This is a genomic window from Alteromonas sp. KUL42, assembly GCF_006538325.1.
Taxonomy (GTDB): domain Bacteria; phylum Pseudomonadota; class Gammaproteobacteria; order Enterobacterales; family Alteromonadaceae; genus Alteromonas.
The window spans coordinates 17,969-31,446 of sequence record NZ_BJKK01000023.1; the positions used below are offsets into that span (position 1 = coordinate 17,969).

17 protein-coding genes are annotated in these 13,478 nt (G+C 41.9%); 6 read left to right on the plus strand and 11 right to left on the minus strand.

All coding sequences use genetic code 11. The features are described 5' to 3' along the window. Positions 1-30 precede the first annotated feature (30 nt). The 4 genes from EYR97_RS20055 to EYR97_RS20065 form a co-directional block, all read right to left on the minus strand. On the minus strand, positions 31-480 hold the full coding sequence (locus tag EYR97_RS20055; protein WP_131095538.1) for a TerB family tellurite resistance protein: 450 nt from the start codon (positions 478-480) through the stop codon (positions 31-33). An 84-nt stretch (positions 481-564) separates the two neighbouring features. Then, positions 565-1,959, minus strand: a complete 1,395-nt coding sequence (locus EYR97_RS20060; protein WP_242635137.1) for a SpoIIE family protein phosphatase — start codon at positions 1,957-1,959, stop codon at positions 565-567. Continuing rightward, complete coding sequence (locus EYR97_RS22545) at positions 1,899-2,234, minus strand: PleD family two-component system response regulator (protein ID WP_242635138.1); 336 nt, start codon at positions 2,232-2,234, stop codon at positions 1,899-1,901. Before EYR97_RS22545 ends, EYR97_RS20060 begins: the two co-directional genes overlap by 61 nt. An 18-nt stretch (positions 2,235-2,252) precedes the next feature. Beyond that, positions 2,253-2,558: an STAS domain-containing protein gene (locus EYR97_RS20065; protein ID WP_131095539.1), complete on the minus strand. Its 306-nt coding sequence runs from the start codon at positions 2,556-2,558 to the stop codon at positions 2,253-2,255. A 165-nt stretch (positions 2,559-2,723) separates the two neighbouring features. Between EYR97_RS20065 and yciH the strand changes: the two genes are divergently transcribed. The 5 genes from yciH (at position 2,724) to EYR97_RS20090 (ending at position 6,916) form a co-directional block, all read left to right on the plus strand. Beyond that, entirely contained in the window at positions 2,724-3,056 is a 333-nt protein-coding gene (gene yciH, locus EYR97_RS20070; protein ID WP_131095540.1) for a stress response translation initiation inhibitor YciH, read from the plus strand. Positions 3,057-3,156: 100 nt separating this feature from the next. After that, a complete protein-coding gene (locus EYR97_RS20075; protein WP_131095541.1) occupies positions 3,157-3,957 on the plus strand; it encodes a response regulator in 801 nt (266 codons plus the stop codon). A gap of 251 nt (positions 3,958-4,208) precedes the next feature. Further along, entirely contained in the window at positions 4,209-5,390 is a 1,182-nt protein-coding gene (gene pheA, locus EYR97_RS20080; RefSeq protein WP_131095542.1) for a prephenate dehydratase, read from the plus strand. A gap of 292 nt (positions 5,391-5,682) precedes the next feature. Then, positions 5,683-6,573 carry a methyl-accepting chemotaxis protein gene (locus EYR97_RS20085; RefSeq protein ID WP_131095543.1) on the plus strand — a complete coding sequence of 297 codons (891 nt, stop codon included), beginning with the start codon at positions 5,683-5,685 and terminating at the stop codon, positions 6,571-6,573. Then, positions 6,554-6,916: a hypothetical protein gene (locus EYR97_RS20090; RefSeq protein WP_131095544.1), complete on the plus strand. Its 363-nt coding sequence runs from the start codon at positions 6,554-6,556 to the stop codon at positions 6,914-6,916. Before EYR97_RS20085 ends, EYR97_RS20090 begins: the two co-directional genes overlap by 20 nt. 36 nt (positions 6,917-6,952) lie before the next feature. Here the strand turns inward: EYR97_RS20090 and tyrA are convergent, their stop codons facing one another. Both tyrA and EYR97_RS20100 read right to left on the minus strand, forming a co-directional pair. Continuing rightward, complete coding sequence (gene tyrA, locus EYR97_RS20095) at positions 6,953-8,098, minus strand: bifunctional chorismate mutase/prephenate dehydrogenase (protein ID WP_131095545.1); 1,146 nt, start codon at positions 8,096-8,098, stop codon at positions 6,953-6,955. Between the two features lie 42 nt (positions 8,099-8,140). Then, on the minus strand, positions 8,141-9,229 hold the full coding sequence (locus tag EYR97_RS20100; protein ID WP_131095546.1) for a 3-deoxy-7-phosphoheptulonate synthase: 1,089 nt from the start codon (positions 9,227-9,229) through the stop codon (positions 8,141-8,143). A 478-nt stretch (positions 9,230-9,707) separates the two neighbouring features. Between EYR97_RS20100 and EYR97_RS20105 the strand changes: the two genes are divergently transcribed. Continuing rightward, positions 9,708-10,424 carry an enoyl-CoA hydratase/isomerase family protein gene (locus tag EYR97_RS20105; protein WP_131095547.1) on the plus strand — a complete coding sequence of 239 codons (717 nt, stop codon included), beginning with the start codon at positions 9,708-9,710 and terminating at the stop codon, positions 10,422-10,424. Positions 10,425-10,489: 65 nt separating this feature from the next. Here the strand turns inward: EYR97_RS20105 and EYR97_RS20110 are convergent, their stop codons facing one another. The 5 genes from EYR97_RS20110 to rimM all read right to left on the minus strand — a co-directional run bounded on the left by EYR97_RS20110 (position 10,490) and on the right by rimM (position 13,465). After that, positions 10,490-11,329 carry a sterol desaturase family protein gene (locus EYR97_RS20110; protein WP_131095548.1) on the minus strand — a complete coding sequence of 280 codons (840 nt, stop codon included), beginning with the start codon at positions 11,327-11,329 and terminating at the stop codon, positions 10,490-10,492. Positions 11,330-11,414: 85 nt separating this feature from the next. Then, positions 11,415-11,648: a hypothetical protein gene (locus tag EYR97_RS20115; protein WP_131095549.1), complete on the minus strand. Its 234-nt coding sequence runs from the start codon at positions 11,646-11,648 to the stop codon at positions 11,415-11,417. Positions 11,649-11,803: 155 nt separating this feature from the next. Beyond that, positions 11,804-12,163, minus strand: a complete 360-nt coding sequence (rplS, locus tag EYR97_RS20120) for a 50S ribosomal protein L19 (protein WP_131095569.1) — start codon at positions 12,161-12,163, stop codon at positions 11,804-11,806. Positions 12,164-12,181: 18 nt separating this feature from the next. After that, on the minus strand, positions 12,182-12,943 hold the full coding sequence (trmD, locus tag EYR97_RS20125; RefSeq protein WP_131095550.1) for a tRNA (guanosine(37)-N1)-methyltransferase TrmD: 762 nt from the start codon (positions 12,941-12,943) through the stop codon (positions 12,182-12,184). After that, the gene (gene rimM / locus EYR97_RS20130; protein ID WP_131095551.1) at positions 12,944-13,465 is read right to left on the minus strand and encodes a ribosome maturation factor RimM; all 522 of its coding nucleotides are present in this window, start codon (positions 13,463-13,465) and stop codon (positions 12,944-12,946) included. Positions 13,466-13,478: the final 13 nt, after the last annotated feature.

Sequence of the window (13,478 nt, forward strand, 5' to 3'; positions counted from 1 at the left end):
TTTTTTCCGCTCTCTGCGTAAATGCAGAGGTTACCGCCCCCCTCTTTCGCCAAGAATTTCCAGCTTGGTCTTTATAAATTGACTGTGGGGTACGTAGAGTAATTCTGCAACTTGTCTTATCGTGCTTTCTTCAAGGGGGGCTAAAGTATCATCGGCATAGGCAATGGCCCACAAACTTCTAATGACGTCTCTTTTTTCTTCTGCATCGTATTGGGCGTTGAGAACCTGCGTAAACTTAACTAAGTCAATAGCGTCATCGGCTGTTTCTTGGCCTTGCTCTAACAACAAAGAGAGCGCTTCAGGGTCAACATTGGCGTGCCTTTTCAATTGACGCTCATATTCTTCACGTTCACTTTGCGTTACGTGCTTATCTGCGTTGACAATTTCAAATAGCAGTGCAGCGGTCGCTAATTCAACTGTATATGCAGCACCTTTTTGGCTTCTCGTGTCTTCGAATAATTTAAGAAATGACTTGAGCATTATACCTCCCACACTAAAACCTTGTGTGTATCATTTTTTTCGAAGCCACAAACGCTAAATTCGGTTAACGCTCAAATAAACCAGTTAAAACAGTTGCGTATTTCTTGTATTCAACACACAACTGACTTTGCTTCCGTTGTGCTCAAACCAGACTTTTTCACACAAGGTTTTGACTAACATCAACCCTCTTCCAAACGCGTCGTCGTGATTTGCTGACTTATCGACAAGCCAATCAAAACCTTGCCCACTATCATGAACAGATATCGTTATCTCTTCTTTAGCAGGCTTCGACGCAATTCGAATAGTAATACTGCCAGTTTCTAACTGCTGGAGTAATGTTTCTCTTTGCTCGTAATATAGCTCAAAACCATCACTGTCATTCTTAAGTTTAGAGTCCAAAGCTAGTATGCCGTGCTCTAGTGCATTGCTAAATAATTCAGATAGCACAGTATACATAATAGACCGCACTCCGTGCGTTCCCTCGCAATTACCTGCAAGCTGCAACACCCGCTGTAAAATATCGGGTTGCTTGAGGTGTTGTGCTTCCAGTAACACCTCATGGGTAGAGGAAAGCCCAGTAAAGTCACTATTTTTAGGAATATTTAAAGGCTTAGAGGTAAACACTACAAGTGTAACGTCATCATCAAAAACCTCATTTGAAGCATAATTTGCAACGCGTTCACGAAGTGACGCTGCCGATATGTAATTATGCTCTTTCAACTCCATTTTAACTAAGTCAATTAAGCCTTCTTCTAACAGCATATCGTTATTGTCATTGGCACTTTCTATAAGACCATCGCTGTAAATAACCAATTGCTGGTTCTTTTCAAGCTGAATAATTTCGCAGTCAGTATTGAGTTCGTGATCCTCTAAAATCCCTAAAGCCATGTGCCTGGAGGGAAGTGTTCGAAATGAAAAGTCAGACGCAGAGGGAATTAACGTTGCAGGCATACCACCTTGCCACACGGTTACGCGATTACCTTCTGCGTTAATTTCGCCCACAACAGCCGCCATAAACATGTCACCCGGAAGGAATTGCAATAAAACATGATTTAAGTCGGTAATAAACTCGGGAATTGAAACCCCTTGTTGGCTTAGCTCTTTGAATGCCCGAGTAACAGGTAAAGCCCCAATAGCAGAGGCTAACCCATGACCGGTGAAATCGCCGACTAAGAAATATATTCCACCACTCGGGCTCGCTTCACATAAGAATAAATCGCCATTGAACGTCTCTGCTGGCGTTAAACAATAATCAAAATGCGCCAAAATTTCAGGCTTATTGACTATGGCATGACTAAAAATATGTTCAACAATGGCATGCTCTCTTGCAACTCGTTGCTGGTATATTCTCAATGCTTTGTTTTGCTGCTCGATAAACTGACTCAATGCACGAATTTTTAGATGTGCGCGAATTTTAGCTACCAATATATGCTTATCAAAAGGCTTAGTGGCAAAGTCATTCCCCCCGTTTCCAGGCAACGAACTAAACTCTCTTTGTCTTCTAGCGCCGTAATGAAAAGGATGGGCAGATAAGTACCATCATCGAGTGCGCGTATAGCAGGTGCCACTTCAAACCCCGACATGCCGGGCATTAGCACGTCTAGCAACACCAAGTCAGGTTTTTCTTCCTTAAATTTCTCAATCGCTTCTTTGCCATTGGCGGCTTCAATACAGTTGTCATAACCCGCATTGAGCAACATATTCATCAACAGAATGCGGTTGATGCTTTCATCATCAACAATAAGTATTTTCAAAAGGAGCGCTTCCTCTAACTATCGAATTTCAAACTTTTTGTCAAAACGCGAGATTTTTAGAATTTTAGCCACCTGTGGGCGCGAATTGTCGATACTGTATGTGAGCTTCCTTTCCGCGAGTGCTTTTTGCATATTCAGTAGCATCCCTAATGCAGAACTGTCCATATATTCGGTTCGGGCCAAGTTAACCGCTACATGCTGCGCACTTTCATCAAGATCAGCATAGGCATTTCGAAAATCTTCAACCTTACTAAAATCAAACTTCCCATCCACATCAATGGTCAGCGTTTTTCTTTGCGCGTCGTAGTTTGTAATTATATCCATTTTTACTCCTTAAATTTATATGCAGAATGCTTCATTAACTATGTCAACCTTTGGTATTCTTTATAGTAGTTGAAGTTTTTCACAACGCCATTGATATAGGTCTAATCTTTCGTATTGTTGTTAAAAGACTAATATTTAAAAAGAAAGTACATTATTGAGGTACACATGCAAAACTGGCAAGACGCACTATTGGTTTACAGTACTGATAAAGGAAAAATTAAGCCAGAACAGACTGAGCCACCAAGATCAGTGTCTTCTGATGGCGTCGTTCGAATTCACAGAGAAACCAAAGGACGCAAAGGCAAAGGTGTTTCTTTAATAAAAGGGCTAGATTTACCGGCTGACGAGTTAAAATTGCTTGGCTCTGAATTGAAGAAAAAGTGTGGGTGTGGCGGCGCAGTCAAAGAAGGTATTATTGAAGTTCAAACTGATGATAGAGAAAAGTTGCGCACATTACTGACGGGAAAGGGCTTCACAGTAAAACTTGCCGGAGGGTAATATCTTCAACCATACTAGAGTTTGTTGCCCATTGCGGGATGTTTTTGCTGCAAAGGGCAAAACGCTCAAGATTATAAACCATTAACACAAAGAGTATTAAATGGAAAAGCTGTCTATTTCTGATTTACACATTATTTTAGTTGAGCCTTCTGATACCCAAAGAAAGATCATCACTACATTGCTACTTAAAGAAAACGTTAAGGAAATAGACCCTGTCAGTACGCTTTCTGAAGCTCGCTCTGCAGTTAAAGCCCATGGTGCGGATCTCATTGTAAGCGCTATGTACTACGAAGATGGTACTGCCATTGAGCTTCTCAAATTCATAAAAGAAGACGAAGACTATAAAACTATCCCATTTATGCTTATCTCCAGTGAGAACCGCATCAGTAAACTAGAGGAGTTCAAGCAAGCAGGTGTTGCTGCTATCTTACCGAAGCCCTTTGAGCCTCTTCATTTATCAAGGGCATTGAATGCGAGTCTCGACCTTATTAATCACGAAGAATTAGATCTAGAGTTATTCGATGTTCAAGACGTTCGCGTACTATTGGTTGACGATAGTAAGTTAGCACGCAATCACATTCGACGTGTACTTGAAGGTATGGGCCTCAAACGTATAAAGGAAGCAGAAAATGGCGCGATGGCGCTCACTTTTATTAAAGATGAGCCTTTCGACTTAGTTGTTACTGACTACAATATGCCAGAAATGGATGGTCGAGAGCTGTCCGAGTTCATTCGCTTCAACCCTGAGACTACGCACATCCCTATTATCATGGTGACGTCCGAGTCGGCTGATAGTGCGCATATGGCAAACATACAACAAACCGGCGTAAACGCATTATGTGATAAACCATTTGAACCGAATGAAGTGCGTCAAATGCTCGCGGCGCTACTGGGAAACTAAGTTGCAAAGAGTGCAAGACTACAAATTAACAAAATAATCAAGCCCATTTTTAAAAAAGCGTACGACGAATTGTAAAAATGGGTTGACACATGGATGTCGACAACTTACATTTCGAATTATGAAACAGATTAATCAGCGTGCAGCTACTTTCGTTTTTTGCGTTTACATCCTTTAACTAGGGAGGCGCATCTGCATGCATAAAAACCTCCCACTAGGGAGGTTTTTTTTTAGCCAAAAAATATGGGACTAATATGGTAGACAATGCTTTAGACAAGGTAAGACAGCGTATAACAACGCTTGATGGTGAATTACTGACTTTACTTGCAGAAAGACGCAAGCTGACAAACGAAGTTGCCGAAACCAAAATTAAACACCAGATCCCAGTTCGAGATCAAAAGCGTGAAGAACAATTATTAGTTCGATTAATTAAAGAGGGTCAGCGTATCGGGCTTGATCCACACTACGTGACGCAAATTTTTCACGTTATCATTGAAGACTCAGTATTAAACCAACAAGCCATGCTTGCAGAGCGCGCAAACCCTGGAAGCACATTGCCGCTAAATCGCGTGGCATTTTTAGGTGACAAAGGGTCTTATTCCTACCTTGCGACACAAAAATACTTCTCACGCCGTCCTGGTGAGTTACTGGAAATTGGTTGCCAAAGCTTCGCAGAAATTATTCACAAAGTAGAAAATACCGAGGCAGATTACGCTGTATTACCTATTGAAAATACTACCTCAGGCAGTATCAATGAAGTATATGACCAGCTCCAACACACTCAATTAAGTATCATTGGTGAATTGACTCATCCTATTCGTCATACGCTGTTGGTCAGCGCAAATACCAGTATTGATAAAATCAAAACACTGTATGCGCATCCTCAAGTATTCACTCAATGCAGTCACTTCTTAGCCGAGCTTGGTAACGTTGAAGTGAAAACCATGGACAGCACCTCGTCAGCCATGTTGACAGTAAGTGAATTAAAACGCGATGACGTGGCTGCAATAGGTAGTGAAGCCGGTGGCAACTTGTATGGATTGATGGCAATCAAGAGCAACTTGGCCAACCAAAAGGAAAATCACAGTCGCTTTATTGTTGTGGCTAGAAACCCCGTTATTGTACCTTTACAAGTGCCAGCGAAAACCACCTTGGTTATGTCTACAGTGCAGAAGCCCGGCGCTCTAGTAGAAGCGCTGCTAGTGCTAAAGGACAACAGTATTAATATGACAAAACTTGAGTCTCGCCCTATACCGGGAAACCCATGGGAAGAAATGTTCTATATAGATGTAGAAGGCAATGTTGAAGATGGGCCGGTACAAAAAGCACTAGAGTCTTTACGCAGCATCACTCGATACATCAAAGTATTGGGTTGCTACCCAAGTGAAGAAATAAGTCCCACAAAAGTTGCGGCAGCAAGTGCCCTTGCTCAGTAATCACATTATATAATTTGCGCTTGCAGCGTATTCATTGAAGCTATTTCAAAGAGACAAAGCGAATACCTGCAAGCCCATCATCTTCACAATGACTCCGTTTTCTACATAACCTGCCATTTGTTTAATATTTGTGTATGATAAGAATATGCATCAAATATGATTTAGCTCAAATTTTTAAAAATCCTATTTGTAATAGACTAGAGCGTGTTGACCTTTGCTGCAAAAGCGTACCGCAAAGGTCTACACGCTCTATACTCGGAAAGTATTTTAATCAGCGGATAGTGTTTTATTTATGCAGACATTTTGGCAATTGTACGATGTAATTGAACGCACCTTCTTTTTTACACTTACGCGAAAAATAATCGGGAACATTGCCTTTTTATTTCTGTTTCAGGTTGCTAACTTCTATCTTTTTTATCAAGTTGCTTCAGCGCCTTCTGGAGAACAAACGTCCTTGTTTTCTGCAATGGTTACGCTTTTTGTATTGGGTACGTTTAGTTTTGCATTCACCATTTTCTATTTACACTACTTGATTGTAAGGCCTGTACGGGCGCTGCTAGATACCTTAAACGACATCAACCACACCCAAGGTGACTTATCCACTCGCCTTCCCTCTTTTACTCGAGATGAATTTAGAGAAGTCTCGGAAGCGTACAATTTATTCGCGGGCAACTTAAATACACTCGTAAATCAAATTTACAAGGATGCAGACAAATCGTCTCAGGCCAGTCAAGTCATGGCATCTGCGGTAAAAGATGTAAACGGTCAAGTGGCTACACAAAAAGCGCTTAGCCACACCATTAACGAGTCAGCGCACACAGTGAGTACTAGCATAGGCGATATCGCCAGTGCCTCTGATCAAGTCAGCAGTACAAACGAACAAAACCTCACAAGTGCCACTAGCGCAAACGAAAACTTGCTGATGTCTCAACAGCAAATAACAAAAATAACTGCGCTACTTCAGCAGTTCTCTACAACGGTTAAAGGGTTACAGGATAACGCAGAAAATGTACGAAGTATTCTTTCCATGGTGGAAGGTTTCGCTGACCAAACCAACCTTCTGGCATTAAATGCCGCAATAGAAGCCGCGCGAGCCGGCGATGCAGGTAGAGGGTTTGCCGTGGTTGCAGATGAAGTACGTACATTGTCTGCAAAAGTGGCTGATGCCACACAAAAAACTTAGCCATTTCCTAAACGACATGGAAAAGCTGGTAGGCGAAACTCAGGAAGAATCTACCCGGTTGGTAGATGCCTCTGATGAGATGCAAGGTAATATTAAGCTAACAACCGACCTATTTGATAAAATGATGGAAGACTTCCGTCAAAATATCAACGCGTTCCAACTTATTCTTTCATCGGTTAATGCATTGCAAATGCAGCATGAAGAAACGACGCTCAAAATTGAACAGATTACCCAACTTAGCGACAAAATTCAGTCTCAAATGAAAGTAACAAATGACGAAGCCGAGCAAGCCAATAAGCTTGCTCAAGCGACTAGAGTGGGTTTAAAACAGTTTGTAGACTAGACCCAAACGAATATCACGAAGGTTACTAAGCTTTCGCTATTTTTCTCTTAAAAGCTGTCCATCATCGGCTTTTAAGAGCATTTGTTTGCTGTCGATTAGACACTTTTTAGCATAGTCGCCAAACCAGTTGCCTACCTTCATAAATGCGTCAATAAAGCCTTTTTTGTCACCCTTATCCAATAGTGACAAAGCAATACCAAATCGCTCGTGAAAGCGCCTTAGAAGTGCAAAGTTGTCTGGGTTATTAAAGATAATATCCGCATATAACTGAGGAGACTGTGCAAAAAGTCGTCCAACCATTGCTAGCTCAAGACGATAAATGGGTGAGCTAAATTTTGTGAGCAGTTCAATATCAGGGTTTTCACCTTGAAGATGCTGCCCATAAACAAACGTATTAAAATGTCGCATAACCTGAATATACGCCATTGCCTCATCATGCTCTTGGGCTGTAGAGTCGTGGATTGTCGCTCCCCAAATACGCATTTGCTCAATTAACCAAGCATAGTGCTCATTGCCTCTTCCATCACACACAACAACCACTTGCTTGATCATGCCAGGCGCATCCGGCCCAAACATAGGGTGCAAACCTACCACTGGGCCTTCATGTACAGACATCATCGCCTCGAGCGGTTTGGCTTTAATACTGGTAATATCGGCTAAAATACAATGCTTAGAAAGCATAGTTAGCTTACTGATCACCATTTCCGTTAAATTAATAGGTACTGCAACCACAACCAAAGAAGCCGTACTCAACACAGCATGCGCTCGACCACTTTCCCAATCGTCTTTTTCGACAACGGAAACCGTGTAATTACTGCGTTCAAATAAGCTCACAAAAACCCGTCCAAGGGCCCCGGCACCACCGATCACAACCACGCTATCACTATTCGGATTAACACAGCGATAATTGTTATTTTGAGTATGATAGGATTCACGCATTACGCGCCTAAGAAGGTCTTCGGTAAGGTCTGCTGAGACGCCAAGAGATTCTGCTTGAGCACGCCGTGAGGCGATGAGGGCTTTTTCACGCTCTGGCACATAAACGGCCATACCTGCCTGTGCTTTTATTTTACCAACTTCGGTAGTGATCTTATTTCGCTTAGCAAGTAACTCGACGAGCTGTGAATCCAGCTCGTCTATACCTTCACGCAGCGTGTTCAATTGCTGCGAAAAATTGGTCATGTGATATTATTCCTATGGGTCAAATGACACGGAATTGCGAATTTACGCTACCGTGCGCTTATTTTGACGTAAGGGTAACACAGTTATCAATTTATCTCTGGTTTGGGCAATTAAGTTTTCTGTGGTTTCCCAATCAATACAACCATCAGTGATAGATACGCCATACTCTAATTCTTGTGGTGTTTTACCATCAGATTTTTGATTACCTGGTTTTAAGTGACTTTCTAGCATGACACCAATAATAGATTGATTGCCCTCTAGAATTTGGTTAACCACATTTTGTGCAACCAAAGGCTGACGTCGGTAGTCCTTTGACGAATTAGCGTGACTACAATCAACCACAAGACCCGCGGTTAAACCGGCATCTTGCATTTCAATTTCACATTCAGAAACACATACAGAATCATAATTCGGTTGCTTACCACCGCGAAGAATAATGTGGCCATCAGGGTTACCACTTGTACCTATGATGCTCACCTGTCCTTGCTTATTGATGCCCATAAAGCGGTGACCTGAAGCGGCTGATTTAAGCGCATTAATTGCAATATCCAAACTGCCATCTGTACCGTTTTTAAAACCAACAGGCATTGACAAACCACTGGCCATTTCACGGTGCGTTTGTGACTCAGACGTACGTGCACCAATTGCAGCCCAACTGAACAATTCAGCGAGATACTGAGGGCTGATTGGATCAAGTGCTTCAGTAGCAACAGGCAATTCTAGCTCAGCTAGCCAGATGAGCAACTCTCGTGCTTTGCGAAGCCCAGTTTCTATATCGAATGTTCCGTCAATGTGTGGGTCGTTGATTAAGCCCTTCCAACCTGTGGTAGTGCGTGGCTTTTCAAAATATACGCGCATTACAATGAACAAGGTATCTTTGCACGACTCGTGTAATTCTTTTAACTTCAGTGCATACTCTTTTGCTGCATCGATATCGTGAATAGAGCAAGGACCACACACTACTAATAAGCGGTGATCACGGCGATGAATAATATCAGAAACGATTTTGCGTGATTCAGAAATCGCCTCAAGTGCCTTATCTGATACAGGTAATTCAGCACTTAAATCTTCTGGGGTAATAAGTACATCTTCTGCACTTACGTGAACGTTGTTGACAGTGTCCTTAATCATGGGAGCTCTCTTACTCTCTTAACTACAAATAAAAAACGGAAAATTAAAACGCCAAAAGAGTATGCAATCTGCATGTAAACTTTATTGTACAACCAGCTTTTCTATATTTCTTTAACGTCATTGACTTTTTACCAACTCACGAATTACAACGCAAGCAATAACGAATAATACTTTAATCTAGGGTAGATCCTAAGGGTATCAGCTTGCCGATATGGCAATACTTAACGCATTAAGAACAAAATTTAACCAGTAGTAAGTAAATGATTGAACGCTTACCTGAGTTTGCAAAAATACATTTGAATGAACAAAAATGTACAATAAAGAGCAACCATGCTTTTTCAATACGAATACGTAATTATTCAGTATAAATAAGCTAAACTTTTCAAATACCTAATGAAGTAGATACTATTAAGCTTTTGTAATCGCACCAATTCACATAAATGACTCATCGATGTGAATGGGTACATGAGAGACATCAATGCAAACTATATCTACAACCTACGACGGTGATGTTGCCATTTTAACCATGCAAAACGGCGAAAACCGCCACAACCCGCAATTTTCCCAAGAGATGCTTGCTGCACTTGATAGCATAGTTAACAAAGAAACGGTGAAGGCACTAGTCATTACCTCGAGTGACGAAAAGAGCTTTAGCTTAGGTATTGATACCGACTGGTTGATGCCTGCGATGAAAACCCAAAATTTCGAGCAAATTAAGCAATTCATGTTCGATATGGACGAGGTGTTCAAAACGCTTTTGCTTTTTCCTGTACCTGTTATTGCCGCCATTAATGGTCACGCTTTCGGTAACGGCGCTATTTTGGCGTGCGCTTGCGACTTTCGCTTTATGCGCTCAGACAAAGGTTTTTTCTGCTTTCCTGAAGTTGATTTATCGATACCTTTTTTGCCGGGCATGATTGAGTTCGTAAAAAAGGCTATTCCCTACTACCGTTTTAACGAGATGTGCCTGTCTGGGCGCCGTGTCTCGGGTAAAGAGTTGGCAACAGATCATGTGGTTGAATGCGCCTATGAGAGTCAAGCCACTTTAATGGAAGGTGCACTAAACTACGCAAAGTCTTTCGATAAAAAGCGTAGTATTTTTGCCGAACATAAGAAACGTTTTCACAAGCAGATCATCGAAACTATAGACGTTGAAAATAAACCGTTAATAGAATCACTTTCACTTATGGTGTAGTAAAAATCACTTAACCAGTACTTTTGTAAGCCTATTCAAACTTAATAATGACCGTGTGAATAGGCTTATTTCGACACATCTACGTCCTTCTCGTTACCCGCTCCTTTTTGTGCCATTTTGAAAGGATAAAACAACACACTGATAAGGCGAGAAGGGTTAAGTAGCGGTTGACTCTTTATTCCATGAGCCACTTTTACAAGTACATCTGTTGGAAATACAGAAAGCGTCTTGAATATACGGTCCCATATCGATAAAACAATACCGTAGTTAGTGTTTGCTTGAATACGCACAAGACTGTGATGCAACGTGTGTTGATTAGGTGTAACAAACACAAAGCCTATCACGCGCGCTATTCCATTAGAGAGAAGAAAGTTTCCGTGAGTGAAAAAAGTCGAGATTGCGTGCAATATAAAATAGCCCAATACGGCCTCAATAGCAGGTGATAAAACGACAACCAAAGCACTTACTGCCAGTGTAGTTAACAAAAACTCAAAAGGATGAAATCGTAGAGCGGTAGAAAAATCGACGGAAGTATCACTGTGATGTGCTGCGTGTATCTTCCACAATAGCGGATGTTTGTGATATAGCCGGTGCATTAGATAGAGCAAAAAATCAACGCATAAGACGAACAGACTCACATTAACCAACAATGAATACTTATGTAAGCTAATTAACCCAAAGTCATTGTCTTTCGCCCAAGCAGTTAATGCAAAAACGCTAAGTGGTAGCGAAAATTGTATAAATAGTGTGGCAACAATGAACAATGATAAGTTGAGGAACCATCTATCGTACTTATCTACTTTCGGTAAATCTCTAGTAGAATACTTAATTTCTAACAACAAAACACACAGCATAACTGCGATAAAGACAACAAACTGAACCTGTTCACTTGACGTTAAATTCATGACTTGGGATTGTGTCGACCAATAGCCATCACATTAGATTTTTCAATTACTATTGGTCTGAAAATATTAGAAATTGAGGTAGACGCTATTTCCTATTTTTCCACTTTAGCAAACCGGCAACAGCTAATGCAGCACCTAAAACAGCCAGTGAACTTGGTTCGTCAATTGGTGCTGGTGGAGAACCAGCAAATGCACTTGCTGATACGAACAATAAAGCGAATACGGCTATTGATTTTGTTTTCATTATGACTTCCTTTTGGTTGTTAGGTACTTCTTTGTATTGTGACAATGCAGGAGACTTCATAAAAATCGCAAGCATAAATCACGCCACCACAATAAAATCAATAAGTTAGAAAGTATGACTGGTGTATTTGTAAAGAAAGATGACAACCAGTTCACATTTAATTCAGACACAAAAAAGCCCGCTTAAAGCGGGCTTTTTCGAAGTTAACAATAACGCAAGGATTAGTAATCTTAGTTAAGCTTCTCTTTGATACGTGCAGATTTACCTGAACGCTCACGTAGATAGTAAAGCTTAGCACGACGAACCGCACCGCGACGTTTCACTTCAATTGAAGAAACTGCCGGGCTGTGTGTTTGGAACACACGCTCAACGCCTTCGCCGCTAGAAATTTTACGCACGGTAAAAGACGAGTGCAGACCACGGTTACGTTTAGCGATAACAACACCTTCATAAGCCTGAAGACGCTCTTTGTCACCTTCGGTAACGCGAACTTTAACAACTACTGTGTCACCTGGACCAAACGCAGGAACATCAGATTTTAGCTGTGCTTCTTCGATTTTTTTGATGATATCTTGACTGACTTTGCTCATCATATCCTCTCGTCCTAGTTAACTGTCATCTTGCTGCAGTTGCGCTTGGAATAATTCAAGCAAACGCTGCTGCTCCTCAGTCAGAGCTAGGTGATTTAACAATTCAGGGCGACGCTGCCAGGTTCTACCTAATGATTGCATCAATCGCCACTGCCTAATTTTTTCATGGTCCCCACTTAACAACACCTCAGGAACTTTTTGACCTTCAAGTATTTCGGGCCGCGTATAGTGCGGACAATCCAAAAGACCGTCTGTGAAAGAATCTTCAACTGCTGAAGCTTTATGCCCCAACACACCGGGAACTAACCGTGCAACAGCGTCCATAAGGACCATTGCAGGTAGCTCACCGCCGCTTAACACGTAATCACCAATAGAGACTTCTTCGTCCACATGGCTTTCGATTACCCGCTCGTCGATGCCTTCATATCGACCACAAATTAAAATTGTGCGGTCGATGTCAGCAAGGCGTTGAACGCCTGCTTGGTCAAGGGGTTTCCCTTGGGGTGATAAGTAGATCACCTTACTTTTTTCGCCGCCCACTTTCTTGGCGGCTTGTATTGCGTCAGTTAGCGGTTTTACCATCATCAGCATTCCGGGTCCGCCACCATAGGGGCGATCGTCTACTGTACGATGGCGATCATGTGTAAAGTCACGGGGGTTGAAGGTATCTACCGATAACGTTCCAGATTTAACTGCTCGCCCTATTACACCCTGTTGGGTAAATGGGGCAAACATGTCTGGAAACAGGCTAACAACTCCAAACCACTTTTCCGGTGTCACTTAGAACCCCGGGTCCCAGTCAACTTTAATGACCTTCGCTTCTTTATCAACCTCTTGTACGACTTCGTCGAACACAAAAGGCAATAGTCTTTCTTTTTGACCAAAAGCGTCACCTACATTGGCTTTAACGTGGATCACGTCATTTGCACCTGTATTAAACACTTCTTTCACTACACCTAAGTCGTAACCTTGCGTTGTTACCACTTGCATGCCGGTGAGCTCACGCCAATAAACCCCTTCGTCGCCTAAATCAGGCAGCTGTGAAGCATTTATATTGATATCCAAGTTTTTAATGCGCTCGGCATCATCTCGACTATCAACGCCCACAATTTTTGCAACGAGGCTTTTACCGTGCGGTCGCCACTGGTCAATTTGGTATTCTTTTTCATCGCCAATAAACCATGGCACATACTCAAAAATACCTTCTGGCGTTTCTGTATAGCTGTTGATCTTGACCCAACCTTTAACACCGTACGGTGCGCCAATTTTGCCAACAATCACTTTGTCAGACGCTAGACTCATCTATACCACCAGT

Coding starts and splice junctions, on each gene's coding strand:
- EYR97_RS20055 (WP_131095538.1), bottom strand. CDS start 480: ATGCTCAAGTCATTTCTTAAATTATTCGAAGACACGAGAAGCCAAAAA.
- EYR97_RS20065 (WP_131095539.1), bottom strand. CDS start 2,558: ATGGATATAATTACAAACTACGACGCGCAAAGAAAAACGCTGACCATT.
- yciH (WP_131095540.1), top strand. CDS start 2,724: ATGCAAAACTGGCAAGACGCACTATTGGTTTACAGTACTGATAAAGGA.
- EYR97_RS20075 (WP_131095541.1), top strand. CDS start 3,157: ATGGAAAAGCTGTCTATTTCTGATTTACACATTATTTTAGTTGAGCCT.
- pheA (WP_131095542.1), top strand. CDS start 4,209: ATGGTAGACAATGCTTTAGACAAGGTAAGACAGCGTATAACAACGCTT.
- EYR97_RS20085 (WP_131095543.1), top strand. CDS start 5,683: ATGCAGACATTTTGGCAATTGTACGATGTAATTGAACGCACCTTCTTT.
- EYR97_RS20090 (WP_131095544.1), top strand. CDS start 6,554: ATGCCACACAAAAAACTTAGCCATTTCCTAAACGACATGGAAAAGCTG.
- tyrA (WP_131095545.1), bottom strand. CDS start 8,098: ATGACCAATTTTTCGCAGCAATTGAACACGCTGCGTGAAGGTATAGAC.
- EYR97_RS20100 (WP_131095546.1), bottom strand. CDS start 9,229: ATGATTAAGGACACTGTCAACAACGTTCACGTAAGTGCAGAAGATGTA.
- EYR97_RS20105 (WP_131095547.1), top strand. CDS start 9,708: ATGCAAACTATATCTACAACCTACGACGGTGATGTTGCCATTTTAACC.
- EYR97_RS20110 (WP_131095548.1), bottom strand. CDS start 11,329: ATGAATTTAACGTCAAGTGAACAGGTTCAGTTTGTTGTCTTTATCGCA.
- EYR97_RS20115 (WP_131095549.1), bottom strand. CDS start 11,648: ATGCTTGCGATTTTTATGAAGTCTCCTGCATTGTCACAATACAAAGAA.
- rplS (WP_131095569.1), bottom strand. CDS start 12,163: ATGAGCAAAGTCAGTCAAGATATCATCAAAAAAATCGAAGAAGCACAG.
- rimM (WP_131095551.1), bottom strand. CDS start 13,465: ATGAGTCTAGCGTCTGACAAAGTGATTGTTGGCAAAATTGGCGCACCG.